The 26,627-nt window shown below is 75.6% G+C and carries 22 protein-coding genes; 8 read left to right on the plus strand and 14 right to left on the minus strand.

The genetic code is table 11. The features are described from left to right. Nucleotides 1-214 precede the first annotated feature (214 nt). From M0638_RS05290 to M0638_RS05310, 5 genes are all read right to left on the minus strand, one after another. A complete protein-coding gene (locus M0638_RS05290; RefSeq protein ID WP_248665920.1) occupies nucleotides 215-985 on the minus strand; it encodes a hypothetical protein in 771 nt (256 codons plus the stop codon). 144 nt (nucleotides 986-1,129) lie between these two features. Beyond that, nucleotides 1,130-1,567 carry a DUF350 domain-containing protein gene (locus M0638_RS05295; protein WP_248665921.1) on the minus strand — a complete coding sequence of 146 codons (438 nt, stop codon included), beginning with the start codon at nucleotides 1,565-1,567 and terminating at the stop codon, nucleotides 1,130-1,132. Nucleotides 1,568-1,574: 7 nt separating this feature from the next. After that, nucleotides 1,575-3,302: a DUF2491 family protein gene (locus M0638_RS05300; protein WP_248665922.1), complete on the minus strand. Its 1,728-nt coding sequence runs from the start codon at nucleotides 3,300-3,302 to the stop codon at nucleotides 1,575-1,577. 207 nt (nucleotides 3,303-3,509) lie between these two features. Then, entirely contained in the window at nucleotides 3,510-5,138 is a 1,629-nt protein-coding gene (locus tag M0638_RS05305) for an AMP-binding protein (protein ID WP_248665923.1), read from the minus strand. Between the two features lie 422 nt (nucleotides 5,139-5,560). Next, the gene (locus tag M0638_RS05310) at nucleotides 5,561-6,490 is read right to left on the minus strand and encodes an SMP-30/gluconolactonase/LRE family protein (RefSeq protein WP_248665924.1); all 930 of its coding nucleotides are present in this window, start codon (nucleotides 6,488-6,490) and stop codon (nucleotides 5,561-5,563) included. A 219-nt stretch (nucleotides 6,491-6,709) separates the two neighbouring features. Here M0638_RS05310 and M0638_RS05315 point away from each other — a divergent pair, with 219 nt between their 5' ends. The 3 genes from M0638_RS05315 (at nucleotide 6,710) to M0638_RS05325 (ending at nucleotide 10,665) form a co-directional block, all read left to right on the plus strand. After that, a complete protein-coding gene (locus M0638_RS05315) occupies nucleotides 6,710-7,816 on the plus strand; it encodes an NAD(P)/FAD-dependent oxidoreductase (protein ID WP_248665925.1) in 1,107 nt (368 codons plus the stop codon). A 239-nt stretch (nucleotides 7,817-8,055) separates the two neighbouring features. Then, complete coding sequence (locus tag M0638_RS05320) at nucleotides 8,056-9,267, plus strand: FAD-dependent oxidoreductase (RefSeq protein ID WP_248665926.1); 1,212 nt, start codon at nucleotides 8,056-8,058, stop codon at nucleotides 9,265-9,267. 372 nt (nucleotides 9,268-9,639) lie between these two features. After that, nucleotides 9,640-10,665, plus strand: a complete 1,026-nt coding sequence (locus M0638_RS05325) for a Bug family tripartite tricarboxylate transporter substrate binding protein (protein WP_248665927.1) — start codon at nucleotides 9,640-9,642, stop codon at nucleotides 10,663-10,665. A 371-nt stretch (nucleotides 10,666-11,036) separates the two neighbouring features. Here M0638_RS05325 and M0638_RS05330 read toward each other — a convergent pair whose 3' ends face one another. After that, entirely contained in the window at nucleotides 11,037-12,026 is a 990-nt protein-coding gene (locus M0638_RS05330) for an alpha/beta fold hydrolase (RefSeq protein ID WP_248665928.1), read from the minus strand. Between the two features lie 165 nt (nucleotides 12,027-12,191). Here M0638_RS05330 and M0638_RS05335 point away from each other — a divergent pair, with 165 nt between their 5' ends. Together M0638_RS05335 and M0638_RS05340 are read left to right on the plus strand one after the other, a co-directional pair. Beyond that, the gene (locus M0638_RS05335; protein WP_282571853.1) at nucleotides 12,192-12,866 is read left to right on the plus strand and encodes an MBL fold metallo-hydrolase; all 675 of its coding nucleotides are present in this window, start codon (nucleotides 12,192-12,194) and stop codon (nucleotides 12,864-12,866) included. A gap of 205 nt (nucleotides 12,867-13,071) precedes the next feature. Continuing rightward, nucleotides 13,072-14,223 carry an extracellular catalytic domain type 1 short-chain-length polyhydroxyalkanoate depolymerase gene (locus M0638_RS05340; RefSeq protein WP_248665929.1) on the plus strand — a complete coding sequence of 384 codons (1,152 nt, stop codon included), beginning with the start codon at nucleotides 13,072-13,074 and terminating at the stop codon, nucleotides 14,221-14,223. A gap of 19 nt (nucleotides 14,224-14,242) precedes the next feature. Here the strand turns inward: M0638_RS05340 and M0638_RS05345 are convergent, their stop codons facing one another. Further along, complete coding sequence (locus tag M0638_RS05345) at nucleotides 14,243-15,577, minus strand: sensor histidine kinase (protein ID WP_248665930.1); 1,335 nt, start codon at nucleotides 15,575-15,577, stop codon at nucleotides 14,243-14,245. Nucleotides 15,578-15,611: 34 nt separating this feature from the next. Continuing rightward, nucleotides 15,612-16,508: an alpha/beta fold hydrolase gene (locus M0638_RS05350; protein ID WP_248665931.1), complete on the minus strand. Its 897-nt coding sequence runs from the start codon at nucleotides 16,506-16,508 to the stop codon at nucleotides 15,612-15,614. A 260-nt stretch (nucleotides 16,509-16,768) separates the two neighbouring features. On the opposite strand from M0638_RS05350, the gene M0638_RS05355 reads away from it, so the two are divergent. The 3 genes from M0638_RS05355 to M0638_RS05365 all read left to right on the plus strand — a co-directional run bounded on the left by M0638_RS05355 (nucleotide 16,769) and on the right by M0638_RS05365 (nucleotide 20,111). Then, nucleotides 16,769-17,896 (plus strand): acyl-CoA dehydrogenase family protein, encoded by a 1,128-nt coding sequence (locus M0638_RS05355; RefSeq protein WP_248665932.1) that lies wholly within the window; start codon nucleotides 16,769-16,771, stop codon nucleotides 17,894-17,896. A gap of 287 nt (nucleotides 17,897-18,183) precedes the next feature. Continuing rightward, nucleotides 18,184-19,029, plus strand: a complete 846-nt coding sequence (gene panC / locus M0638_RS05360; protein WP_248665933.1) for a pantoate--beta-alanine ligase — start codon at nucleotides 18,184-18,186, stop codon at nucleotides 19,027-19,029. A gap of 290 nt (nucleotides 19,030-19,319) precedes the next feature. Next, nucleotides 19,320-20,111 carry a protein-methionine-sulfoxide reductase heme-binding subunit MsrQ gene (locus M0638_RS05365; protein ID WP_248665934.1) on the plus strand — a complete coding sequence of 264 codons (792 nt, stop codon included), beginning with the start codon at nucleotides 19,320-19,322 and terminating at the stop codon, nucleotides 20,109-20,111. A 165-nt stretch (nucleotides 20,112-20,276) separates the two neighbouring features. Here M0638_RS05365 and M0638_RS05370 read toward each other — a convergent pair whose 3' ends face one another. From M0638_RS05370 to tatC, 6 genes are all read right to left on the minus strand, one after another. Then, nucleotides 20,277-22,076, minus strand: coding sequence for an ABC transporter ATP-binding protein (locus tag M0638_RS05370; protein ID WP_408902988.1), 1,800 nt, complete (start codon nucleotides 22,074-22,076; stop codon nucleotides 20,277-20,279). Between the two features lie 191 nt (nucleotides 22,077-22,267). After that, a complete protein-coding gene (locus M0638_RS05375) occupies nucleotides 22,268-23,272 on the minus strand; it encodes a Bug family tripartite tricarboxylate transporter substrate binding protein (protein WP_248665936.1) in 1,005 nt (334 codons plus the stop codon). Nucleotides 23,273-23,325: 53 nt separating this feature from the next. Beyond that, nucleotides 23,326-24,063: a TrmH family RNA methyltransferase gene (locus tag M0638_RS05380; protein WP_248665937.1), complete on the minus strand. Its 738-nt coding sequence runs from the start codon at nucleotides 24,061-24,063 to the stop codon at nucleotides 23,326-23,328. A gap of 17 nt (nucleotides 24,064-24,080) precedes the next feature. Then, complete coding sequence (locus M0638_RS05385; RefSeq protein WP_248665938.1) at nucleotides 24,081-24,371, minus strand: hypothetical protein; 291 nt, start codon at nucleotides 24,369-24,371, stop codon at nucleotides 24,081-24,083. Nucleotides 24,372-24,511: 140 nt separating this feature from the next. Beyond that, nucleotides 24,512-25,777: a serine--tRNA ligase gene (serS, locus tag M0638_RS05390; RefSeq protein ID WP_248665939.1), complete on the minus strand. Its 1,266-nt coding sequence runs from the start codon at nucleotides 25,775-25,777 to the stop codon at nucleotides 24,512-24,514. A 4-nt stretch (nucleotides 25,778-25,781) separates the two neighbouring features. Continuing rightward, nucleotides 25,782-26,570 carry a twin-arginine translocase subunit TatC gene (tatC, locus tag M0638_RS05395; RefSeq protein ID WP_248665940.1) on the minus strand — a complete coding sequence of 263 codons (789 nt, stop codon included), beginning with the start codon at nucleotides 26,568-26,570 and terminating at the stop codon, nucleotides 25,782-25,784. Nucleotides 26,571-26,627 lie beyond the last annotated feature (57 nt).

Genomic DNA, 26,627 nt, shown 5'->3' on the forward strand with positions numbered 1-26,627 from the left:
GCGCCGGGCGGGCGGTAGAGCGTTCCCGGGCCGGGCGTCCACGCCCCGCCCGGGGCCGCGTCCGGGGAGGACGGGGCCCGGCACGTTTCCGCCCCCCGCGGGCCGGCGACAGCGAACCGCAGTCCGGTTGGGACTGCGGTTCGCTGTCGCTCGTCGTTCCCGGCGCGGATTCACGCCGCCGGGCGTGTCCGCCCGCCGGCGATCCGCTCGAGGCTCAGCGATGCTGCTTGGCGCGCAGCGCCGCGAGGCGTCCGGCCAGATCGGCCGGCGCCTGCGCCCGTCCGCCGGCGGCGGCCATCGCCGAGGCGATGTTCGGGTCCTCCTTCTCCGGTTCGGTCGGCGTCAGCAGGCGGGACTTGGCGCGCGCCGCCTCGGCCAGCGCCAGGTCCTTGGCGGCGGCGTCCTGCATCGCCTTCAGCGCGACGCTGAGGCCGGAGGTCGTGCTGGCCAGCCCGGCCGCGCGGCGCGCCGCCTCGGCCTGGCGCTGCGCCATGTCGCGCTGCTGCTCGGCGCGGCGCATGTCGCGGTTGGCCCGCTCCAGCTCGGAGCGCGCGGTCTTCAGCTTGGCGCCGGCCTCGTTGTAGGCGCCTTCCAGCGTGCGCAGGAAATCCTCGGCGTCGGCCGCGTCGCGCGTCTCGCGCTCGATGTCGGGCTGCATGCTCTCCAGCATGCCGACCAGCGTCTCCAGGCTGCGCTCCAGCGCGGCCTTGTTCTCCGGCTCGGCCTCGATGCGGCGCTGGATCTGCTCGGCCGCCGCCATGCGCTGCTGCGAGAGTTGGGTGACGGCATCGGCCTCGCGCTTCTCGCGCTCCAGGGTCTGCCGCGCCCGCGCCACCTCGATGCCGAGCTGGTCGAGATGCTGTTCCATGGTGCGCAGCTCCGCCTCGGTGGCGGATTTCGGGTCCCAGCGGACCAGCGCCTCGACGCCGGCCTGGACGACCCGGTCGGTCTTCACGCCCACGAGGTTGCGCAGGAAGGAGATCATGGCGGCCACTCCCGTTTGGAGCATCTCCGGGCCGGACGCATTCGCCCGGTGGCTCGGAGGATGCCTTGGATCAAGGACCGGAGCCGTTCCCGCCGGACCCGGCCGGGCCGGAACGGCTCCGGGGTTGCGTCGACGGCGCCCGCCTCAGCCGGCGATCGCCGCGGCGTTGAGCAGGGCGACGGCGAGCTGCGCCGCCACCAGCGGGCAGGCGGCGGCGACGTTGCCCGCCTCGATGCGGCCGCGCAGCCCCGGCATCAGCGCGGCGACGAGGAAGAAGGTGACGAGCTGGAGCAGCAGCGCCACCACGCCCCAGACCACGATGTCGAGCAGCACGGTGGTGGAGCCGAGGGTCGCGGCCAGCGGGATGGCGATCGCCAGCACCGCCCCGCCCAGGCTGAGCCCGGCCGCGACGTTGCCCTCGGCCACCAGCCGGCGCTCGTGCAGCGGCGTGATCGCCATGTAGACGGCGACGCCGATCCCGAGCAGCAGCAGCGTCGCCACGAACTGCACGATCAGCAGCGGCAGCCCGGCGCCGAGGCCGGCGAGGATCGCGTCAGCGGTGTTCGGCACGGTGTCGGGCATGGTCGCCTCAGGCCAGGGAAAGGGAAGCCGGGTTGACGTCGATCCCGGCGAGGATCTCGACATGCGCCTCGCCGCCCTGCTCCACCACGGCGACCAGCATGTATTCCGTCTGCGGCGCCGGCGGCGCGGCGCCGGTGGGGGCGCCGTAGAGCATGGCGGTCAGCCGGCGGGTGGCGCCGCCGCCCTGCCCCGGCACGCCGCCACGCTCCGGCTCCACGCCCTGCAGCGTCTCGTCCAGCACCAGCGGCGGCACGCGGGCGGGGCCGGGCGACCAGACTCGCTGGTAGACCTTGCCGTCCTTGGTCTGGAAGTCGGGCCAGCCGATGGCGCCCTCCCGCTCGTCCAGCCAGAAGCCCCATTCGTCGTTGTCCTGCGGCGTCACCTCGTCGAGCGGCGCGAAGTAGCGGCACTCGTCCGGCTGGCCGCCGGCGTCGAGGTGGAGCTGCAGCAGCGCCCCGCCCGGCAGGTAGAGCCGGGTCAGCGCGAAGCGGCCGTCGCCCAGCGGGCTGCTCAGGGTCGAGACGCGCTCGACGCTGGTGCTCGGCGCCGCCGGGGCCGGCACGTGGGTGGCGCCGCCGAGCAGCAGGAAGGGCGTCGGGTCCAGCGTGACGGTCTGGCCGACGCGGAACAGGCGCGGCGTGTAGCCCTGGCCGGACATGCGCTGGCGCAGGATGCCGGCGGCGGTGCCGATCGGCGAATTGCCCATGCCGGAATCCCCTCCGCCGGAAGTGCCCTGGCCGGATGTGCCGGAACCGGATCTCCCCCGGCCCCGCGCGTCGGCCTGGCGCCGGCGCAGCCACATGAAGCCCAGGAAGCCGAGGCCGCCGGCCAGGACCAGCGGCGTGACCCAGCCGCCCCCCTGGCCCGCCGGCGCGGCCGGCCGGGGCGCGTCGGCCGGCGGCGGCGCATCCGGGTCGCGCGGCTGCGTCGCCATGCCGTCCAGCCGGCGGTCGAGGTCGTCCAGGCGCGCGCGGATCTCGGGATCGGTCTGCGCCCGCCGTTCCGCCTCCTGGCGCCAGTCGCGCAGGCGCGGGTCGTCGGCGTGGTCGTGGAAGAAGCGGTCGTGGCCGGGCTGCGACAGGCTGTTGAACAGGAACCAGAGCAGCGCCGCGTCCCACATGCCGAAATTGCCGCGCGGAACCGGCGCGGCCCGCCCCCAGGAGCCGCCCCAGGAACCGCCGCCCCCGCCGCGCGGGACGCCGAAGCCGCCGCCGCCCGGCCCGGTGCGGGCGCCCTGGCGCCACCACGGCACGTCGCCGCCCTGGCTGCCCCCCGGGGCGGACGGCGACAGGTCCGGCGTGCGGTTCGCCGGCTGCTGGCTGCGCCGGTAGGAGTCGAGCGCCGATCCCGAGGATTGCCGCGAGACGCTGCGGTCGCCCGGCGAGCCGGCATAGCCACCGAAGCCGCCGCCATAGCCACCGCCATAACCGCCACCGGGCGCCGATCGCGTGTAGCCGCCCATCGAGGGGGTGCGGCTGTAGCCACCGGAGGAACCGCCAAAGGAGGGCGTGCGGCTGCCGCCATAGCCGCCGCCCGACGAGCGCGAGTAGCCGCCGCTGGAGCGGCTGCGCTGCGCCTCGGCGGGGCCCGTGGCGGCGAGAACCGCGCCGAACCCCAGCATGGCCGAGGCCGCCACCGGCGTCGCGGCCTGCACGGCCGGGCCGAGGGCCAGCGCGAGGGCGAGGCCGGCCCGGCCCGGCAGGCCGCACCGCGTGCCGCCGCGTGGTCGTCTCATCCCGGTTCGGGTCCGGTCCTGCATTCGGCTGGCGTCGATCCGCTGTTGGGCCGCTGTTGGAGACTGGCATCGGGCAGGTTCGGCCCCGGGCGTGGCCGAGACAAGATCGCAGGCGGTGCTTGCCGGTTCCTGACGGCGGCCGGCGCGGTGTCGCCCCGGCGCCGCGCCGCCGGACGAGGCGGCCGCCCCGCCGCCGGCACGCCCGCGTCAGCCCGGCGAGGCCGCCGCCAGCTCGGCCGCCGCCGCCGGCAGCGCCGCCGCCATCTCGCGCAGGCGCACGCGCTGGATCTTCGGGCCGTTCGGGCTCTCGGTGACGGGGAAGGACTCCACGGTCACGATCCGCGCCGGCACCTTGAACCGCGCCAGCCCGTCGCGGCACGCCGCGAGCAGCGCCGGTTCCGACAACGCCGCCCCGGCAGCCGCCTGCACGAAGGCCACGGCGGCGGTGCCGCCGCCACCGCCTCCCCCGGGGTCGCCCTCGACGCCGACCACCTGCGCCTCGGCGACCCCGGGCTGGCGCTTCAGGAAGCCCTCGATCTCCTCCGGGTTCACCAGGAAGCCGCCGAGACGCAGCGTGTCGCCGATCCGCGCCTCGAAGCCGAAGCCGCCAGCCGGGCTTCCCTCGGGCTCGATCCGGCCGAGATCTCCGGAGCGGAAGAACCCGTCCGCCGTCATCGCCTTCGCGGTGGCTTCCGGGTTGTTCAGGTAGCCGGCGAAGAGCGAGGGGGCGCGGAATTCCAGCTCGCCGTTCACGCCCGGCGCCGCCAGCCCGCCGGTCGCGGCGTCGCGTACGCGGATCTCCGCCCCGCCGACCGGGATGCCGCCGCCGAAGGCGCGCCGCGGCGAGTCGGCGGGCTGGAGCGAGAACAGCGCCTGCACCTCGGAACTGCCGTAGACGCCGCGGCAGCGCAGCCCGATCGCGTCGCCGCGCGCCACCACCGCATCGGCGCCGGGGCGGAAGGCGCCGAAGCCGAACAGCAGCGGCACGTCGTAGGGCCGGCCCGCGGCCGCCTCGATCAGCCGCTCGGCCAGGTCGTCGCCGCCGGAGCTGTGCGTCACCCGCTCCCGCCGGATCAGCGCGTCGGCCTCGGCCGCGTCGAAGCGGTCCATGGTGACGATGCGCGCCCCGCCCGCGATCGCCGCCATCGCCAGGGTCAGCCCGAAGGTGCCGCAGAGCGGGATCGCCGAGAGCGCCGCCGCCTCCGGCGCGTCCGTGCCGAAGCCGCGCATCACGTCGAGCGCGTGGCCGGCGACGGCGCGCTGGCGGTGCAGCACCAGCTTCGGGCCGGCGGTGGTGCCGGAGGTGGTGAAGGTCAGGCAGGCCGCGTCCGGCGCCGCGTCGTCGGCCGCGCGCTCCAGCGCCAGCTCCAGCGCCTCCCAGGGCAGCACCGGCAGGCCGGCCACCGCCGCCGCGCCCTCCGGTGCGTCCACCCCCACCACGAAGCGCAGCGGCGCGCGGGCATCGGGCAGGATGCCTTCCAGCAGCGCCGGGAAGTCCACCGGCGCGAAGCCCCAGGCGGTGACCAGCGCGCTCGGCCGGGCGCGGTCGATCAGCGAGGACACCTCCTCGCCCCGGAATCGCGTGTTGACGAACACGGCGCAGGCGCCGAGCCGCGCCAGCGCGAAGAGCAGGACCAGGAATTCCGGCCGGTTCGGCAGCCACACCGCGACGCGGTCGCCCGGCCCGATCCCCTGCCGCGACAGCGCCTCGGCCACGCGCCGGCTGGCGGCGGCGAAGGTGGCGTAGTCCAGCCGCCGGGCCGCGCCGACCAGCGCCGTCGCCCCGGGGTGGCGGGCGGCCGTCCCCTCCAGCAGCGCGGTGAGGGTCTCCGGCACCGCGTTCCCGCCACCCGGCGCCCCGACATCCCGGGCCCGGATGCCCGGTTCCCCGGCGCCGGCTCCCTCCGACCGGTCCGGCGCCGCCCCGGCGGCGATCACGGCCGCGCGGTCCGATGCGGGGGCGGCAGGGCGGTCGAGGTCGTGTCACGCATGTGGCAACTCCAGCGGTTCGCGTTCGGCGGTGCGGCTTCCTGCCGCAATCGGCGAGGCCGCGCCACCGTGGATCGCCGCCGCGCCGGCACGACGGTCCGGGCCCGGGGCCGTCGCGGCCGGGGAAGTCCCCGGTCGTCCTGCCGGGCGCTCCCCTGTCACCGGCCGGGCCGCCGGCGACGCGACCCCGTGGTGATTCGGGCGGGGCTTCCGTTGGGGCGATCCCGGCGCGCCGGGCGGCACCGCCCACCGCGCCGGGCGCCGGCCGTTCACGCCGCGAGTTGCAGCCCCGGCTCGTGCCAGTCCATCGCCACCAGCTTGCCGGTGGTGGAGAGCGTGATGTAGGCCGTCCGCAGCCCCGGCCCGCCGAAACAGATGTTGGTCGGCATGCGCTCGGGCATCTTCACCACGTGCACGATCTCGCCTGCCGGCGAGACGGTGGTGATCTCCCCTGCTATCAGCGTCGCCACCACGACGTTGCCGGAGGCCGCGACGGCCAGGCTGTCGAGGCGGCGGAAGCCCGGGAACTGGCAGAGCAGCCGCCCGCCATGCACGCTCGGCCAGGAATCCTTGCGCAGCGCGCCCGGCCCCTCGACGTCCCAGGCCCAGAGCCGGCCCGTCTCGGTCTCGGCGACGTAGAGGGTCCGCCCGTCCGGCGACAGGCCGATGCCGTTGGCGCCGCCGGCGATCGGGAAGGCCGCCTCGACGATGCGGCTGCCATCCAGCGCCGCCCAGTACACGCCGCCATGGTCGCGGTCGCGCGCGCGCACCTTGCCGAGGTCGCTGAACCAGAAGCCGCCCTGCCCGTCCAGCACTATGTCGTTCGGGCCGCGCAGCGGCCGCTCGCCACAGCGTTCGTAGAGCACGGTCACGGCGCCGGTCGCGGGGTCGATGCGCTCGATGCGGCCGGTGCGGTAGTCGTAGGCCTGGAAGGTCGGGCGCAGCAGGCCCGGCTCCTCGTGCCACTCGAAGCCGCCGTTGTTGCAGACGTAGAGCATGCCGTCCGGCCCGAGCGCCATGCCGTTCGGCCCGCCGCCCGGCTTCGCCACCACGCTGCGCGTGCCGTCCGGCGCGATGCGGCTGACGCACTGCCCGTTGATCTCGACCAGGGTGACGCTGCCATCGGGCATCACCACCGGCCCCTCGGGAAAGCGCAGCCCCTCGGCCAATATGCGCAGTTCGGGTGTCACTGCCTGCATGCGGCGTTCCTCCTCCGTTGTCGCGCCTTCGGCGCGCCGATTACATCGCGCCTTCGGCGCGCGAGCCTTAGTCGCGCCTCGCAGGCGCGCGGGCCTTGCGACGCGCATGATGGCGCGGATGCCCGCCGCTGCGAAGCCGCCGCCGGCAGCGAGGCCGCGTTTGCCGATTGCCTCCGCCGCCCGATGCGCTCATCTAGACCGGCAACGCGGGAGAAGCCGGTGGACGAGGTCGACTGCATCGTGGTGGGGGCCGGCGTGGTCGGCCTGGCGGTGGCGCGGACCCTGGCGCTGGCCGGCCGCGAGGTGCTGGTGCTGGAGGCGGCCGAGGGCATCGGCACGGAAACCTCCTCGCGCAACAGCGAGGTGATCCACGCCGGCATCTACTACCCGGCCGGCAGCCTGATGGCGCGCTGCTGCGTCGAGGGCAAGAAGCGGCTCTACCGCTACTGCGCCGAGCGCGGCGTGCCGCACCGCAATTGCGGCAAGCTGATCGTCGCCACCGACGCGGCCGAGGCGGAAAGGCTGGAAGGCATCAAGGGCCGCGCCGCCGCCAACGGCGTGGACGACATGCGCCTGCTCTCCCGCGAGGAGGCGCTGGCCATGGAGCCCGCGCTGCACTGCACCGCGGCCCTGCTCTCGCCCTCCACCGGCATCATCGACAGCCATGCCTACATGCTGGCGCTGCAGGGCGATGCCGAGAATGCCGGCGCCACCTTCGTCTTCCACAGCCCCGTCACCGGCGGCCGCATCGCCGGGGACGGCATCGAGGTGGAGGTGGGCGGCGCCGAGCCGATGGCGCTGCGCTGCCGCACCCTGGTCAATTCCGCCGGGCTGCACGCGCCGGCGCTGGCACGCTCGCTCGCCGGCATGCCCGAGGCGCTGGTGCCGCCGGCCTACTTCGCCAAGGGCAACTACTTCACCCTGGCCGGCCGCTCGCCCTTCTCGCGGCTGATCTACCCGGTGCCGGTGCCGGGCGGCCTCGGCACGCACCTGACCATCGACCTCGGCGGCCAGGCGCGCTTCGGTCCCGACGTGGAGTGGGTGGACCGGATCGAGTACGAGGTGGAACCGGCGCGCGGCGCGCTGTTCTACGACGCGATCCGCCGCTACTGGCCCGGGCTGAAGGACGGCGCGCTGCAGCCCGGCTATTCCGGCATCCGCCCCAAGACCGTGCCGCCGGGCGCGCCGGGGCAGGACTTCGTGATCCAGGGCGAGCGCGTGCACGGCATTCCCGGCCTGCTGCACCTGTTCGGCATCGAGAGCCCCGGCCTGACCGCCTCGCTCGCCATCGCCGAGCTGGTGCGGGCGGAACTCGGCAACGCCTGAATCGGGGGGCGGGCGGCACGGCGGCGAGCCATCGCCGCCCCGGCCTGCCCAACGGCGTTGCGTTCCGCGCCCACCCGGCCGGCAGCCTGCCTGCCGCGTCGGCAGAATGTGTTGCCACACCCACACAAAGCCGATCCTGCGGGCATTGCCCCGCGCCGGCCGCCGCGCGATGCTCGCCGCACCGCAGCACGGGCGGGCCTGCGACACGCGCCGGCATCGCCGGCAGATCGGAGGGCAAGGTGGCAGCAGTGGCGGAGACGCGGCCGGTCATCGTGGCCGGCGCCGGGCCGGTCGGGCTCGTGGCGGCGGCGTCGCTGGTGCACAACGGCGTGCCGGTCGTCGTGCTGGAGGCGGGCGAGGCCCTCTCGGGCGAGATGCGCGGCTCGACCTTCCACGCACCCACGCTCGACATGCTGGACCGGCTCGGCGCGGCGCGGCCGATGATCGCGCAGGGGCTGGTGGCGCCGCGCATGCAGTACCGCAGCCGCGACCACGGCATCATCGCGGAATTCGACTTCGGCGTGCTGGCCGACGTCACGCGCCATCCCTTCCGGCTGCAATGCGAGCAGTTCAAGCTGACCCGCATCCTGCACGCGCTGCTGCGCGACCGCCCCGGCTTCACCCTGCGCCTCGGCGCCGAGGTCACCGGCTGCGCCGACGAGGGCGACCGCGCCGTGGCGCATCTCGCCGATGGCAGCCGGGTGGAGGGCGCCTACCTGATCGGCGCGGACGGGGCGCGCAGCACGGTGCGCAAGTCGACCGGCATCGAATTCGCCGGCTTCACCTGGCCCGAGCGCTTCCTGGTGCTCTCGACCCCCTTCGACTTCACCACGCTGATCCCGGACCTCGCCGACGTCTCCTACTACGCCGACCCGGAGGAGTGGTTCTTCCTGCTGCGCGTGCCCGGCCCGGTGACGCCGCTGTGGCGCGCCATGTTCCCGGTGCCGGCCGAGGTGCCGGACGAGGAGACGCTCGGCGACGCCTATGCCCGCGCCCGCTTCGGCCGCATCGTGCCCGGCCGCGACGACTACCCGACCGCGCACCGGACCCTCTACCGGGTGCACCAGCGCGTCGCGGAGACCTTCCGGCAGGGGCGCGTCCTGCTCGCCGGCGATGCCGCGCACATCAACAACCCGCTCGGCGGCATGGGGCTGAACGGCGGCATCCACGACGCGGTGAATCTGGCCGAGAAGCTCGCCGCCGTCTGGCACGGCGAGGCGGCGCCGGCGCTGCTCGACCGCTACGACCGGCAGCGGCGCGGCGTCACCGTCGAGCACGTGCAGCGGCAGACCATCACCAACAAGCAGAACCTGGAGGCGCGCGAGCCCGAGGCGCGGCGCGCCTTCCGCGAGCGCATGGCGGCGGCCGCCGCCGACCCGGCGGCGGCGCACGCCTACCTGCTGGGCGTCTCGATGATCAACAGCCTGCGCCGCGCCGAGGAGATCGCCTGACGCGGCGGCCTGCCGGCCAGCGGCCCGGAACGGGCCGGGGAAACCGGGTGGCCCGGAACGGGCCGGGGAAACCGGGCGGCCCGGGACGGGCCGGCGAAGGATGACCGGCCGCCCGACGCAGGCCGGCGGATGACGAACGGAGCCGTTGCCGCCCGACGACCCGCGGCGGCAGGAGCGCCGTCCCGGGGCGGGCGGAGCGGCGGGACGGACACCCCGCCCTGCCCGGCCCGTCCCGAAGCCGGCCGGCAAGGCCGGGACGACGCGACGGGCAACGCCCCGCCGCGCGGAGGCGCCAGCACACGCGAAACAACGCGCCCCGGGAGCCACGCGGCCCCGGCGCGCCGATCCGCGTGGCTGGGAGACCGAATGGCGATGCAGGCGCAGCGACAGGACATCCGGAGGACCGCCGGCCGAACCGGCCGCCGGCCGGGCATCGCCACCCTCGCCGCCCTGCTCGGGCTGGCCGCCGGCCTGGCAGGCGGACCGGCCCTGGCGCAGGGCGGCTGGCCGGACCATCCGGTACGGGTGATCGTGCCCTTCGCGCCGGGCGGCGTCACCGACAGCATCGCCCGGATGAGCGCCGAATGGCTGTCGGCGCGGCTGGGCCAGCCCTTCCCGGTCGAGAACCGCAGCGGCGCCAACGGCGCCATCGCCGCCGAGGCGGTGCTGCGCAGCCCCGCCGACGGCTACACCCTGTTCACCGCCAGCGCCTCGCAGATGGTGATGCTGCCGGCCATGGCGCGGCTGAGCTTCGACCCGGTCGCCGATTTCGCCCCGGTCTCGATCGTGGCGAGCAACCCGATGGTGCTGGCCGTCTCGGCCTCGCTCGGCGTCCGGACCCTGGCCGAATTCGTGGCGCTGGCGCGGCAGCGGCCGGGGCAGATCAACTACTCCACCGCCGGCATCGGCGCCTCCTCGCACCTCGCCATGGGGCTGTTCGCCGAGCGCGCGCACATCGAGCTGCAATCCGTGCCCTACCGCGGCGGCGCGCCGGCGATGCAGGCGCTACTGACGGGCGAGGTCGCCGCCCATTTCGGCAACCCGTCCGACATCATCCCGCAGCTCAACGGCGGCCGCATCCGCGTGCTGGCGGTCGCCGGCGAGTCCCGGCTCGCCGCCATGCCGGACGTGCCGACCGTGGCGGAGTCGGGCTATCCCGGCTTCCAGGCCGGCACCTGGAACGGCATCGCGGCGCCGGCCGGCACGCCGGAGCCGGTGGTCCGGCGCCTGGCCGCGATCCTCGGCGAGGCGTGCGACGATGCCGGCTTCCGCACCGCGCTGGACCGGCTCGGGACCACGCCCGTGTGCAGCACGCCGGAGGGGTTCCGCCGCACCATGCAGACCGAGATCCCGATCTGGCGCGAGGCGGTGCGGGCCACCGGCGCGCGGCTGGACTGATCGCGGCAGCCGCGGCGTCCGCCCATCGCCGTCCGCCCGTCGCGGCAAGGCGCTGCCTACAGCGAACCGCACTCCGGTTGGGACTGCGGTTCGCTGTAGCTTGTTGTTCTCGGGCGCGGCTTCACGCCGCCGGGCGTGTCCGCCCGCCGGCGATCCGCTCGAGCGCCGCCGTCCCGGCCCGAGCGCATCAGGCCGGCACGGCTCCAGGCTTCGATCCGGCGCATCTTCCGGGGCGCCGGGCGGGGCCGCCCGCCGGCGATCCGCTCTAGCGCCGCCGTCCCGGCCCGAGCGCATCAGGCCGGAACGGCTCCAGGCTTCGATCCGGCGCATCTTCCGGGGCGCCGGGCGGGTACGCCCGGGCCGGGAATGCCCTACCTCGCCGCGCGGCGCCGGCGCAGCATGTCCGACAGCATCGCGTTGAACGCCTCGGCCGCCTCGTAGGCGACCCAGTGGCCGGCGCCGGGGATGACGCGCACATCCGCCCCGGGCTGGATCTCGCGCACCACGCGCAGCCGCGCCGGCAGGTCGTTGCGGGCGATCGCGTCCTGCTCGCCCCAGATGGCATTGAGCGGCGCGTCGCTGCGCTCCAGCGCCTGGCGCAGCCGCGCCGTGCTGGCGAAGCCGCGCGAGCGCAGCCGGGCCTGCACGGTGTTCAGCTCCTGGATGCGCAGCGCCAGCGGGTCGATGCGTGCCGGATCGGCGATCATCAGGGCGGCGAGGTTGTGCCGGTGCGCCGCCTCGCGCGCCGCGCCGTGCTCGCTGCGCACCTTCACGAGATGGGTGACGGACCGTTCCAGGCCGAGCGAGCCGGCGCCGACGATGGTGACCGAGCGCAGCCGCCCCGGGCGGATCGCCGCGACGTGCCCCGCGCAGACCGCGCCGAAGGAGAAGCCGGCGAGGTCGTAGCGCGCGTCGGCCCCGAGCAGCCGGTCGATCCCCTCGGCCAGCACCGCGGCGACGTTGGCGGGATCGACCTCGCCCGGCGGCATGGCCGATTCGCCGAGGCCCGGCAGGTCGGGCACCAGCAGCCGGTTCCCGGCTGCCAGCAGCGGCCCGATGTTGCGCGCCCAGTGGCGCCAGGAGCCGCTGCCGCCATGCAGCAGCACCAGCACGGGGCCCAGCACGGGGTCCAGCACGGCGGGGCGGGCATCGCGGTCGCCGCCATCGGGGCCTGCCGCAGCGGAGCCGGCGCCGATACCGGCGCCATCCGCCATGCCGTCCCAGAGGCGCCAGACCATGCTGCCCTCCCCGCACGGCGTCTCCGCGCGCCGTGCCGTGGCGTCGAGCCGGGCCAGCAGGCCGTCCGTGTCCTCCCCGATCTCCTCCGGCCGCATCCCGCTCCGGCCGCCGGTCCTGTGCATGCGCTGCATCGCTCTCCCGTCCATCCCCGCGCCGGATGATGCGGCGGGGCGGCGGGTCCGCCAATCCGTCCGCCCGGCCGCTCCCCGGGCGCCCGCCTCCCGGTGCTGGACGGGCGGCGCGCCACGCGCCAGCCTCGCGGGATGTCCGGCCACGAGGATCCCGCCATGCCCGACGCCGCCCCGCCCTTGCAGGCCGCGATCCTGCCGGTCACCCCGTTCCAGCAGAACTGCACCCTGCTGTGGGAGCCCGCCTCGAAGCGCGCCGCCGTGGTCGATCCCGGCGGCGAGGTGGACCGCATCCTGGCGGCCGTCGCGCAGCTCGGGCTCAGGGTCGAGAAGATCCTGCTCACCCACGGCCATCTGGACCATGCCGGCGGCGCCGCCGAGCTGCGCGAGCGCCTGCTCGCCGCCCCGGACGCGCCGGCCGCGATCCCGATCGAGGGGCCCGACGAGCGCGACCGCTTCCTGCTCGAAGGCCTGGCCAGGCAGGGCGCCGCCTACGGCATGCCGGGGCTGCGCGACGTCACGCCCGACCGCTGGCTGAAGGAAGGCGACACGGTGGACGTCGGGGACCAGCGGTTCCGCGTGCTGCACTGCCCGGGGCACACGCCGGGGCATGTCGTGTTCCTGCACGACGGGTTGCGCTTCGCCCTGGTGGGCGACGTGCTGTTCCAGGGCTCGGTCGGGCGCACCGACTTCCCCTACGGCGATACGGCCGCGCTGCTCGCCTCGATCCGCGACAAGCTGCTGCCGCTCGGCGACGACTGGCAGTTCGTCTGCGGCCACGGGCCCGGCTCCAGCATCGGCGCCGAGCGGCGGAGCAATCCGTTCCTCGGATGAGAGGCCGCCTTCGTCGCACAGAATGTTGATGCGAACGGATGGACGACCACGGCCGGGCCTCGCGCACTTCCATGTTGCAGTGCAGCGAAAGTCGATGGATGCTGCCGGCGAGCATGGGACTAGGAGGCGGCCCGGCCGGTACCCCGGGGTCCGCCACGTCCGGCCCTCGCGAGTCCCGCCCGGCACCGCTGGAAGGATGCAGCGGGTGCAGCGACCACATCACCGCCTGGACGAGCTGGTGCGCCACCATCGCGAGTGGTCCGCGCCGCCTGGCGGATCCGCGTCGGCCGGCGGAACGGGGGGGCTCCGGGAGATCCGGGAATTCGGCAGCAACCCCGGCGCGCTGCGCATGGTGGCGCACCTGCCGCCCGGCCTGCCCGAGGGCGCGCCGCTGGTCGTCGCCCTGCACGGCTGCCACCAGGACGCCGCCGAGTATGACGCCGCCAGCGGCTGGTCGATGCTGGCCGACCGCTGCGGCTATGCCCTGCTGCTGCCCGAGCAGCGTCTCGAGAACAACCAGAACCGCTGCTTCAACTGGTTCGAGCCGACCGACACGCGACGCGATTCCGGCGAGGTGCTGTCGATCCGCGAGGCGGTGGCGCACATGGTGGCGACGCACCGGCTCGATCCGGCGCGGGTGTTCGTCGCCGGCCTCTCGGCGGGCGGCGCCATGGCCGCGGCGCTGCTGGCCACCGCGCCCGAGACCTTCGCCGCCGGCGCGCTGATCGCCGCCCTGCCCTACGGCAGCGCCGCCGGCATCGGGCAGGCGCTGGAGGCGATGTTCGGCGGCCGGCGCCAGCCGGCGCGCGCCTGGGGCGACCTGGTGCGCGCCGCCTCCGGCCATGCCGGGCCCTGGCCGCGCGTCAGCATCTGGCACGGCGAGGAGGACACCATGGTGCGGGCGGTCAATGCCGGCGAGAGCGAACGGCAATGGCTCGACGTCCACGGCCTGTCCGACGACGCGCCCGAGGAGGAACGGCTGGGCGCGGTGACCCGCCGGCGCTGGCGGGGCGACGACGGCCGCGTCGCGGTCGAGCGGCACAGCATCGCGGGCATGTCGCACGGCATCCCGATCGTGCCGGACCACGGGGCAGGCGCGGATCCGGACGTGGCCGGGGCCGGCGGCTGGCTGCCCGGGTCCTACGGCCAGCCGGTCGGCCTGTCCTCGACCCACCGGATCCTGGCCTTCTGGGAGATCGGGGCGCCCCTCGCCGGGGAGGCGGCCGCGGCGGCACCGGCCGGATCGCTCCTCCGCCCGCGGGGTGACGGGGACGCCCCCGCCCCGCCATCCGATCCGTTCGACCCGACCGCGCTGCTGCGCGTGGCCCTGCAGGCGGCCGGGCTGCTGCCGCGCTGAGGGCGGGCGCCGCCCGTCGTCAGTCCGGAGCGCCGCCGGCCTGGACACGCTCCAGGGGCAGCGTGATCGTGCAGCGCAGCCCCTCCGGCGTCCACTGCTTCTCCACCGAGCCGCCGAGCTGCAGCCGGATGGTGCTGCCGATCACGCGCGTGCCGAATCCGGTACGGGCCGGCGCCGGGGCGATGCCGCGGCAGCCGGATTCCACCCATTCGATGATCAGCGACGCCTCCGCCGCGCGCCAGCCGATCGCCAGGCGCCCCTGCGGGATCGAGAGCGCGCCGTACTTCACCGCGTTGGTGGCCAGCTCGTGCATGGCCATGGAGAGCGGCTGCGCCGCCGCGGGCGGCACGGCGAGATCGGGCCCCTCGATCGCGACCGACCGGCCCGAGGCGATGAAGGGCGCCAGCTCCGCCTGCAGCAGCGCCCGCAGCCGGGCGCCGGTCCACTGCCCCTCGGCAAGCAGGGAATGCGCCCGGGCGAGCGCGGCGATGCGGCCCTCGACCATCCGCACGAAGGCGGCCGGATCGTCGCGCGGCGTCAGGCGCAGCACCGCCTGCACCACGGCCAGCATGTTCTTGGCGCGGTGATCGAGCTCCCGCGTCAGCAGCTTCTGCCGCTCCTCCGCCTCCCGCCGCTCGGTGATGTCGAGGTTGACGCCGACCACCCGCCCGGCCCGGCCGTCGGGCCCGGGAAGGACCCGGCCGAGCCCCAGCAGCCAGCGCACCGTGCCGTCGTCGGCGCGCCGGATGCGGAACTCGTTGCGGAATAGCAGCGTCCCCCCGCTGCCGGCCGCGTCCTGGCCCAGCCGCTCGAACCGCATGCGGCGGCGATCCTCCTCCACCACGAGGGCGAGGAACGCCTCGCGCGACAGCGGCGCCGGTCCCGGCGGCAGGCCAAACAGGCGGAACTGCTCGGGCGACCAGAAGAGCGCCCGGCCGGAAGCGATGTCGCGCTCCCACACGCCGATGCCGGCCGCCTCCTGGGCCAGGCGCAGCCGCTCCTCGCTGGTCCGCAGCGCCGCCTCGGCCTCATCCCTCGCCGTCTCGGCCTCCCGCCGGGCCAGCTCGGCGGCGCGCCCGGCCGCCTGCCCGGAGCGCCCCGGCGCCGCCCGCCTCAGCAGCCACGCCGCCCCGCCGGCCGCGACCACCGCCGCCGGGGCGCGGGTGGCGGGGCCGAGCGTCGCGTCGGGCAGGGCGGACAGGATTCCGGTGGCGAGCAGCAGCGCCAGCGGCGGCAGCGCCTCGCGCCATGGCGGGCGGCCGACGGGGCCGCGCGGCCCGCGGGCGGGAGCCTGCCGGCCTGCGGCCTGTCCTGCCGCCACGCCGGGGTCGGCTCCGCCGGCGAGGCGGGGCATCGTCGGGCTCAGCCGGAAGGCGCCGCCGGCGGCGTCACCGGCCGGCGTCCAGGAAGGGAAGCACCGCCGCGAGCACCGCCTGGGGCGCCTCCTCGGCGAGGTAGTGGCCGGAGGGCACCGAACGGGCCTCGACCGTCGAATCGGCATAGCCGCGCCAGATCGCCGGCACGTCGTACCACTGCTCCAGCCTGCCCTTGCTGCCCCAGAGCGCCAGCAGCGGGCAGCGCAGCCGCTCGCCGCGCGCCCGGCTCTCGCGGTCGTGCCTCAGGTCGATCGTGGCGGCGGCGCGGTAGTCCTCGCAGATCGCCGTGACGGTGCCGGGCTCGCGCAGCGCCGCGAGGTAGTCGGCGCGCGCCTCGGGGTGGAAGAAGCCCCGGTCCTTGGGCTCGCGCGAGGTGTGCAGGTCGAACCAGTCCTCCACGTCGCGCAGGATCATGCGCTCCGGCTTGTCGTGCGGCTGCGCCAGGAAGAACCAGTGGTAGTAGCCCATGGCGAAATCCATGTCGGCGCGCTCGAAGTGCTCGATCGTCGGCACGATGTCCATGGTGCAGAGCCGCGTGACGCGATCCGGGTGGTCCAGCGCCAGCCGGTGCGCGACGCGCGCGCCGCGGTCGTGCGAGACCACGGCGAAGTGCTCGTGCCCGAGGTCGCGCATCAGCGCGACGAGGTCGGCCGCCATGGCGCGCTTGGCGTAGGCGGCATGGTCGCCGCTCGCCGGCGGCTTGCCGGAGAAGCCGTAGCCGCGCAGGTCGGGGCAGACCACCGCGTACTGCCGCGTCAGCGCCGGCGCCACCTCGTGCCACATGGCGTGGGTCTGCGGGTTGCCGTGCAGCAGCAGCACCGGCGGCCCCTCGCCGCCGCGCCGCAGACGGACGCGCTGGCCGTCCGCCGCGCGGGTCTCCAGCACGAAGCCCTCGAAGAAGGCGGTCAAGGCGGCGCGTCCCGGCACGTCGTGGGCGGATGCCGGGACGCCGGGCGAATCCGCCGCATGGAAGGCATCGCGACTCTCCGTTCCATCCCGGCGGCAGCGTTCCACGATCCGTTGCAGGGCGCAACGAGTCGCTGCGCGGCGCCGGGCGGCACGGCGCAGGCGGGAAACGCCTTCCCATGCCGGGCCGCTCTCCTCTCGACCTTCCCTTGGCCGGCCCGCCCGGCTGCCCTACGCAGGCCGGCACGACGCCGGAGGAGACCATGACCGAGATCCCGCCCCGGGTGCTCGCCGCCATCGCCGGGGCCGCCGCCGCGCATGACCGGGAGGGCAGCTTTCCCGCCGGCAGCCTCGCCGCGCTGCACGGGGCCGGGCTGCTGACCCTGGCGCTGCCCGTGGCCCTGGGAGGGCGCGGCGCCGGGCTGCGGGAGGCCGCCGGTGCCGTCGCCGCGGTGGGCGGGGCCTGCGCCGCCACCGGGCTCTCCTTCGCGATGCAGCTCCTCCAGACTCGGCTGCTGGCGCGCTGGCCGGACGGGCTGGCGCGGGCGGTGGCGGCCGATGCGTGCCGTGGCGGGCTGGTCAACGCGCTCGCCACCGAGCCCGGCCTCGGCACCCCCTCGCGCGGCGGCCTGCCGGAGACGGCGGCACGCCGGGAGGCCGGGGGCTGGCGCCTCTCCGGCCGCAAGACCGCGGTGACCGGCGCCGCCGCGCTGCGCTGGATGCTGGTCTTCGCGCGGGCCGAGGCGGAGGCGGGCGGGGCGCCGCGCACCGGCTGGTTCCTGGTGCCGGGCGGCGCGCCGGGGGTGCGGGTGGTCGAAAGCTGGGACCAGCTCGGCCTGCGCGGCTCGGCCAGCCACGACGTGGAATTCGACGCGGTGGCGCTGCCCGACGGCCATGCCGTGGCGCTGCGCCCGGCGGCGGAATGGGCGGTGCCGGACCCGGAATTCGCGGCCTGGAACGCGATGCTGCTCGGCGCCCTCTACACCGGCGTCGCCGCCGCGGCGCGCGACTGGCTGGTGCGGTTCCTGCGCGAACGGGTGCCGGGCAGCCTCGGCGCGCCGCTGGCCACCCTGCCGCGCATGCAGTCGGCGCTGGGCGGCATCGACGCGCTGCTGCTGGCCAGCCGGCGCCTGATCGACGGCCTGGCGCGCGAGGCGGATGCCGGCGGCGCGGTCGATCCGGTCGAGGCGAACCTGCTCAAGGCGCTGCTGGCGGAGAACGCGGTGGAGGCGGTGGCGCGCGCCGCCCGGCTGGCCGGCAACCGGGCGCTGTCGCGCGGCGAACCGTTCGAGCGGCACTGGCGCGACGTGCAGTGCGCCCGCATCCACGCGCCGCAGGAGGATGCGGCGCAGCTCGCCGCCGGGCGGCGGGCGCTGCTGCCCGGGGCGTGATGCCGGGGCGTGATGCCGGGGCGTGATGTCGGGGCCGCCGGCGCCGGGCCTTCCGGAATGCCGTCCCGCACGCCGGCGGCGAGGGCGGCGACTCTCCGCGATCCCGCTTCCATGCGGACGGGGCCGGGCGGCGGGCCGACATTCCGGCTCGCCCGCGCGGCCGGGGAATGCGATGAAACCGGCGCGGGCGCGACGCCGGCGGGCCCCCGGAGAGGCGGCGCGCCGGCCCGCGGCCGCGCCGCCGCCCGCGGGCGGCGCGACACCATGATTACTTCGGGGAAATGCCCATGCTGGTTGTCCGGGATCTGCCGACGCTGCGCGACGCGACGGCGCGGCTGCGCGCCGAACGTGGCGGCCTCGCCTTCGTGCCCACCATGGGCGCGCTGCATGCCGGGCACCTCGCCCTGGTGGCGGCGGGGAAGCGCGCGGGCGGCGCCGTGGCCGCCTCGATCTTCGTCAACCCGCTTCAATTCGGCCCCAACGAGGACCTCGCCCGCTACCCGCGCGACGAGGAGGGCGACCTCGACAAGCTGCGCGCGGCGGGCTGCGACCTCGCCTGGCTGCCGGACGTGCCCACCATGTACCCGGAAGGCGCCGCCACGACGGTGACGGTGGACGGCCCGCCGGCCGCGCTGTGGGAGGCCGAGCAGCGCCCCGGCCATTTCCGCGGCGTCGCCACGGTGTGCTGCAAGCTGTTCTCGCAGGTCGAGGCGGATCTGGCCTTCTTCGGCGAGAAGGACTGGCAGCAGGTGCAGGTGGTCTCGCGCATGGTGCGCGACCTCGACCTGCCGCTGCGCATCGTGCCGGTGCCGACGGTGCGCGAGCCGGACGGGCTGGCGCTCTCCTCGCGCAACCGCTTCCTCGCGCCGGCCGAGCGGGCCCTCGCCCCTGCCCTGCACGCGGCGATGCAGGCGGCGGTGGCACGGCTGCGCGCGGGCGAGGCGCCGGCGCCGGTGCTCGCGGAAGCGGCCGCCGGCCTCGTCCGGCAGGGCTTCGGCGCGGTGGACTACCTGGCCCTGGTGGAGGCGGCCACGCTGCGGCCGCTGGCGGCGCTGCCGCCGGCCGGCACGGGCCGGCTGCTCGCCGCCGCCCGGCTCGGCGCGGTGCGGCTGCTGGACAACCTGCCGGTCTGAGGCCACTTCCCGACGATCCCGCCCCCGGCGTGCCGCGCGGGAACCCGGGACGCCGCTTTCGGAGCCGCCTCATGCCCAACGACGTCTCCGACCGGCGGCGACCCGACCCGGCGCGACCGCGGCAAAGCGTCCCGTCGCCTCCGCAGCAAGGTGTCCCGGCGCCTCCGCGCCAGACCGCCCAGGCGCGACCGGGTCAGGCCGGCCGTCGCCCCTTCCCCCGGTCCTTCCCATGGTCCTTCCCCTGGCCCTGGCGCGACCGGGGCGGCCGGTTCTCGCCCTTCAAGGCGCTGGTGCTGCTCGGCACGCTGCTGCCCGCCGCCTGGATCCTGGCGCTCTGGGCGACGGACGGGCTCGGCTCTCGCCCGCTGACCGAGGCGATCCACCGGACCGGGCTCTGGGCGGTGCGCTTCCTGCTGCTCGCGCTGCTGGTCTCGCCGCTGCGCAGGCTGGCCGACACGACGCGGGTGCTGCTGGTGCGGCGGATGCTCGGCGTGGCCGCGATGGCCTACGCGCTGGCGCATCTCGGCCTCTACGTGGCGGACGAGAATTTCCGGCTGCTGCACGTCGCCTCGGAGATCGTGCGGCGCTTCTACCTCACCATCGGCTTCGTGGCGCTGCTCGGGCTCGCGCTGCTCGGCGCCACCTCGACGGATGGCTGGACGAAGCGCCTGGGGCGCAACTGGAAGCGCCTCCAGCGCCTCGTCTACCCGATCGGCGTGCTGGCGCTGCTGCACTTCTTCCTGCAGAGCAAGGCCGACGTCTCCGAGGCGACCTTCGCCGCCGGGCTGTTCCTGGCGCTGATGCTCTGGCGGCTGCTGCCGGCGCGCTGGCAGGGCAGCGGCCTCGCCCTGGCGCTGCTCGCGCCGGTCGCGACGCTGGCGACGGCCGGGGTGGAGTACGCCTGGTACGCGCTGGCCACGCGCATCCCGGCGCAGCGCGTGCTGTGGGCGAATCTCGACCTGGAATTCGGCCCGCGCCCGGCGGTCTGGGTCGGCATCGTGGTGCTCGGCGTGGCGGCGGCGCTGGGCGCGCGGCGGCAGGTGCTGGCGGCCGCGGCGCAGCCGCCGATCCACGGGACGTAGGGCCCCCACGCCCGGACGCCGCACCAGGATGCCTGGCTCCGGCGCGGACATGCCCGGGCGCGCCTCGGCACGGCCCATCCTGTCGCGGCAGGCGATGGCGGCAGAACCCGCACAGGTCGTTCCGCTCGTCGCGCCGTGCCGGCCCGACGCGCCGTGCCGTGGCGGCTACGCCGGCTCCGCCGCGAAGGCCTGCGTCCGCACGAGGCGCGCGTACAGCCCGCCCGCCGCCATCAGCTCGGCATGCGTGCCCTGCTCCACCGCGCGCCCGGCCTCCATCACCACGATGCGGTCGGCGTCGCGCACGGTGGAGAGGCGGTGCGCGATCACCAGCGTGGTGCGGCCGGCGCGCAGCCGCGCCAGGGCGCGCTGCACGGCGGCCTCGTTCTCGGCGTCGAGCGCCGAAGTCGCCTCGTCCAGCAGCAGCACGCGCGGGTCGCGCAGCAGGGCGCGCGCCAGCGAGACGCGCTGCCGCTGCCCGCCGGAGAGCCGCGAGCCGGCCGGGCCGAGCGGCGTCGCGTAGCCCTGCGGCAGGGCTGCGATGAAGTCGTGCGCGGCCGCCGCGCGCGCGGCTTCCTCCACCTCGGCCGCGGTGGCGCCGGGGCGGCCGCAGGCGATGTTGCTGAAGGCGGTGTCGTCGAACAGCACCGCGTCCTGGCCGACATAGGCGATGGCGTCGCGCAGGCTCTCGACGGTGACGGCGCGCAGGTCGGCGCCGTCGAGCCGGATCGCGCCCGCCGTCACCTCGTAGAGACGCGGCACCAGCGCCAGCGCGGTCGATTTGCCGGCGCCGGAGGGCCCGACCAGCGCCACCGTCTCGCCCGGGCGCGCGGTGAAGGAGAGATCGGCCAGCGCCGCGTCCGGCACGCCGTCGTAGCGGAAGCCGACATGGTCGAACACGATCTCGCCGTGCCCCGGCGGCAGCGCCACGGCGCCGGGCGCGTCCACCAGGGTCGGCTTCTCGTCCATCACCGCGAAGACGCGGGCGAGGCCGGCCAGCCCCTCCTGCAGCGCCGCGTTCAGCGAGCCCAGCGCCCGCACGGGCCGCGAGGCCAGCAGCAGCGCGGTGACGAAGCCGGTGAAGTCGCCCACCGTGCCGAGCCCGGCCGAGACGCGCCAGCCGACGAAGTACAGCACCGCCGCGACCGCGAGGCCGCCCAGCGCCTCCAGGATCGGATCGACCCGCGCGCGGTTGCGCGCCATGCCGAGCAGCGCCGCGCGCAGCCCGGCGAAGGCCGCCGCCGCGCGCGCCTCCTCCTGCGCCTCCAGCCGGTAGGTGCGCACCACGCGGGCGGCGCCGAAGCTCTCGTTCAGCATCGCCGCCGTCTCGCCCACCCGCTCCTGCATGCCGCCCGAGGCGCGGCGGATGCGCTTGCCGAGCTTGAGGATCGGCGCCGCCGCCAGCGGGTAGAGCAGCGCCGCGATCAGCGACATCTGCCAGTCGAGGTAGATCATCGAGGCGACCAGGCCGATCACCGTCAGCGCGTCGGCGACGGCGTTCACCGCCTTCCCGAGCGCCTCGCGGATCTGCGCCGCGTCCGCGGTGAAGCGGGCGGCGTGGCGCGCCGGCGCCTCGCGCGCGACGGTCGCGAGGTCGGCGCGCGTCAGGGCGCGGAACAGGTCGAGCTGGAGGGATTCGATCACCCGCAGCACCACGGCCTGGATCGACACCGCCTGCCCGTACTGCACCGCCGCCTTGGCCGCCGTGATGACGATGATGACGGGCGGGATCACCGCCAGGATGCGCGGGTCGTTGCGCATCACCATGTCGAAGGCGCGCTGGATCACCACCGGGTAGAGCGCGGTCAGCCCCGCCACCGCGGCCGTGCAGGCCAGGGCGAGCAGGATGCCGCCGGGATGGTGGCGCAGATAGGCCCGCCAGAGCCGTCCCAGCAGCGCGCGGGTGGAAGGGTCGGCCAAGGGGGTGGCCAAGGGGGCTGCCAAGGGGCTTGGTCGAACGCGCGGCATGGGCGCGCGATATCAGAGCCAGGGGATGGCCGCGAGCCCCGCGGGAGCATGGCAGGGCCCGGCGCGGCCGGCCTGCCCCCCGGCCGCTTCCCTCCGGCTTCTCCCCCCGGGCCTCTCCCCCTCGGCCGCTCCCCCTCGGGCGCCGGTCGCCGCGTGGCCGGGCGGGGTCCGGGCGGCCCCCGCCCGCCGGCTCAGTCCAGCGTCGCGCCGGACACGGCCACCAGATCCTGCCAGACCTTCTCCTGCTCGCGCTTGTAGCGGCCATAGGCGTCCGGGGTCTCGTCCCAGATCGTGGTCATGCCGGTCGGCTCGAACCGCGCGCGGAATTCCGGCGTGCCGACCACCTTCACCAGCGCGTCGTGCAGCACCCGCACCACCTCGGGCGGCGTGCCGGCCGGCGCGTCCATCGCGTACCAGCTCTGGAAGTCGATGCCGGCGCCGGGCAGCAATTCGTTCATCCCCGGCACGTCCACCAGCTCGGGCACGTAGGTCAGCCGCTCGGCGCTGCCCACGGCGAGCGGGCGGAAGGCGCCGGAGCGGATGTGCGGCATGGCGGCCGGGATCACGTCGAAGCACATGTCGATGGTGCCGGCCAGCAGGTCGGCGAAGGCCGGGCCGCCGCCGCGATAGGGGATGTGGGTGATGTCCACCCCGGCCACCTTCTTCACCTTCTCGATGGCGAGGTGGCTGATCGTGCCGGTGCCGGAGGAGCCCATGGTGAGCTTGCCCGGGTCCTTCCTCGCCGCCTCGATCAGCTCGCCGAAGCTCTTCCAGGGGCGCGTGCCGTTGACCATCAGCAGGATGGTGCCGGTGGTCACCCGCGTCAGCGGCGCGAAGTCGCGGATCGGGTCGAAGGGCATCGAGGTGCGGTAGAGGAACTTGTTGGCGCACTGGATCGAGGCCGAGGAGAGCAGGATCGTGTACCCGTCCTTGGCCGCCTTCGCGACGGCGTCGGCGCCGAGGTTGCCGCCGGCGCCGCCGCGGTTCTCCACGATCACGTTCTGCCCGAGCGTGGGCGTCAGCCGCTCGGCGATCTGCCGGCCGGTGATGTCCACGGCGCCGCCCGGCGCGTAGGGCACGATCAGGCGGACGGGGCGGGTCGGGTAGGCGGCCTGCGCGAGGGCCGGGCTGGGCAGCAGGGCACGGCCGGCGGCGAGCGCCAGCGGCGCGCCGAGAACGGCACGACGGTTCAGCATCTCTTCTCTGTCTCCCGGATGTGGCCAGCAGGTCGGGCCCCGGCGCGCCGTGGTCAAGCCGGTCCGGACAGGCCGTGCAGCAGTATAGCGGCGGCGTTCGAGACGTTGAGGCTCTGGATCGCGCCCGCCCCGCGCAGCGTCACCCGCGCGGCACAAGCCTCCAGCGTGGCGGCGGCCGGCCCGTGCTCCTCGTTGCCCAGCACCAGGGCGATGGGTCGGTCGCGCGGGATGCGTCCCATCGGCACGCCGCCCTCGGCCTCCGCCGCCACGGTCAGGGCCCGCGCCGCGAGGGCGCGCAGCACCTCCGGCAGCTCGTCGGTGCCGAACAGGGCCAGGTGCTCCAGCCCGCCCTCGGCGGTCCGGTAGGCGGCATCGGAGAGGCCGGCCTGGCACGGATCGCCCGAGAGCAGCAGCGCCCGGCAGCCGAAGAAGGCGGCGGTGCGGGCGATGGCGCCGAGGTTGTGCGGGTTGCCCACCCCGTCCAGCACCGGCAGCACCGGCCCGGCCAGCAGCTCGGGCAGGTCGTCCGGCGTCAGCACCCGGATCGCGCGCGGCACCGCCACGGCGACGATGCCGCCATGGTGCGGCGTGCCGGCGATGCGGGCCAGCTCCTCGGCCGGCACCTCGCGATAGGGCCGGCGCAGCCGCGCCAGCACGGCGCAGTGCGGCCCGGCCTCGCGGCGGGTCGCCTGGGTGTGGAACAGGCGCAGCACGTCGCCGGGGCGGCGGGCGAACAGCGCGGCGACGGGGGCGACGCCGCAGATGCGGTCGGGGTCGGGCGGGCGGCTCATGCGTCGAGGCGTAGGGCTCAAGGCGACTTGGCGCCACCCCAGGGGGCGGCGGGGCCGGCCGACGGCGGATGGGTGGGCGGCGGATAGGTGGGCGGCGGGTATCCGGGATAGGCCGCGGCATCCAGCGCGGCGCCGAGCATCCCGCCCAGCGCGGCCCCGGCCGCGGCCGCCGAGGTGACGGCCGGGTCGGGCTCCGGCACCACCACCCGGACGCAACCGCCGAGCAGCGGCACGAGGAGCAGCCACATCGCCGGCGGCGTGTGCCGCTTGGGCAGGCGTGGCGCGATCGGGTGGCAGGGCAACGGCATCGGGCTCCCGGTGGGCGCAGGTCGGTCCGCGCAGTACGCCGCCGGCCCGGGCGAATCCACCCGCGACGGCCCCGTGCGGGGCCTGACCCCTTACAGCACGACGCAGCGCCGCCGGTTCACGATGCCCGGCGGCGCACCCTTCAGCCGATCCGCTCGATCCCGCCCATCCAGGGGCGCAGCACCTCGGGCACCAGGATCGAGCCGTCCGCCTGCTGGTGCGTCTCCATCACCGCGATCAGCGCCCGGCCGACCGCGACGCCGGAGCCGTTCAGCGTGTGGACGAGGCCCTTCACCTTGCCGTCGGCGCCCCGGTAGCGCGCCCTCATCCGGCGCGCCTGGAAGTCGCGGCAGTTCGAGCAGGAGGAGATCTCCCGCCACGCCCCCTGCCCCGGCAGCCAGACCTCCAGGTCGTAGGTGCGGGCCGAGGAGAAGCCGGTGTCGCCCGAGCAGAGCAGCACCCGGCGCCAGACCAGCCCCAGCCCGGTCAGCACGCGCTCGGCGCAGGCGGTCATGCGCTCGTGCTCCTCGGCCGAGGCCTCGGGCGCGGTGACGGAGACCAGTTCCACCTTCCAGAACTGGTGCTGGCGCAGCATGCCGCGCGTGTCCCGCCCGGCGCTGCCGGCCTCCGAGCGGAAGGAGGGGGTCAGCGCCGTCATGCGCAGCGGCAGCGCCGATTCGGCCAGGATCTCGTCGCGCGCGAGGTTGGTCAGCGGCACCTCGGCGGTGGGGATCAGCCAGCGGCCGTCGGTGGTGCGGAACAGGTCCTCGGCGAATTTCGGCAATTGCCCGGTGCCGTACATGGTGGCGTCGTTCACCAGCAGCGGCACGGAATGCTCCGTGTAGCCGTGCTCGTCCGCGTGCAGCGAGAGCATCCACTGGCCGAGCGCGCGCTCCAGCCGCGCCAGCGCGCCGCGCAGCACGGTGAAGCGGGCGCCGGCCAGCTTGGCGGCACCGGCGAAGTCCATCAGCCCGAGCGACTCGCCCAGCTCGAAATGCTGCCTCGGCGCGAAATTCGGGCGCGGCGGCTCGCCGTGCTGGTGCAGCACGACGTTGGCCGTCTCGTCCGGCCCGTCCGGCACCTCGGGGTCGAGGAGGTTGGGCAGCACCTCCAGTGCCGCGGTCAGCGCCGCCTCGGCCGCGGCCGCGCCCTGCTCGCCCGACTGCTCGCCCGCGTTCATGGCGGCGATCAGCCGGTCGGCCTCCTCGTGCTCGCCGCGCCCCTTCAGCGCGCCGATCTCCTTGGAGCGTCGCTTCTTCTCGGCGCGCGCCGTCTCCAGCGCGGTGATCGCGCCGCGCCGCGCCTCGTCCAGCGCCAGCAGCCGCTCGGCCACGGGCGGCAGGCCACGCCGAGCCATGGCCGCGTCGAACGCGGCCGGCTCGGCGCGCACCGCCTTGATGTCGTGCATCGGGCTACTCGTCGTCCTTGGGAGGCTTCGGCGCCATGTACTTCGCGGCCAGGATCGACAGCTCGTAGAGCAGCAGCAGCGGCACGGCGAGGCCGACCTGGCTGATGATGTCGGGCGGCGTCAGGATCGCCGCCACCACGAACATGCCGACGATGGCGTAGCGCCGCGCGTGCCGGAGCTGGTCCACCGTCACCAGCCCGACGCGCGCCAGCAGCGTGATCGCCACCGGCAGCTGGAAGGCGATGCCGAAGGCCAGGATCATGTGCATGACCAGCGAGAGGTACTCGCTGACCTTGGCCTCGAGCTGGATCGGGATGCCGCCGCCGCCGGAGGGGCTCTCGAAGGAGATGAAGAAGCGCCAGGCGAGGGGGAAGATGAAGTAGTAGGCCAGCGCCGCGCCCATCACGAACAGGATCGGCGAGGCCAGCAGGAAGGGCAGCACCGCCTTCTTCTCGGACCGGTACAGGCCGGGGGCGATGAACAGCCAGAGCTGCGTCGCCCAGATCGGGAAGGAGAAGAAGGTGGCGCCGAAGAAGGCGACCTTGAGGTAGGTGAAGAAGGCCTCGTAGAGCGCCGTGAAGATCAGGCGGCGGTCGCCGCCGCCCTGGTGCATCAGGATGTCGGCCAGCGGCCGCGCCAGGAAGCCGTAGATCTGCGTCGAGAAGTAGTAGCAGACGGCGAAGGCGATGGCGAAGCCGCCGATCGACCACATCAGCCTCGTGCGCAGCTCGAGCAGATGGTCGAGCAGCGGCATCGGCTTGTCGTCGATCGTATCCTCGGGATCGCGCGGCATGACTTAGAGGCTCTGCCCTTCGGGGCGGTTCGGGGCCGGCGCGGCGCCGGCCGCCGG

Origin of the sequence: Roseomonas acroporae, from assembly GCF_023223525.1 — a bacterium.
Classification (GTDB): Bacteria; Pseudomonadota; Alphaproteobacteria; order Acetobacterales; family Acetobacteraceae; genus Roseomonas_E; species Roseomonas_E acroporae.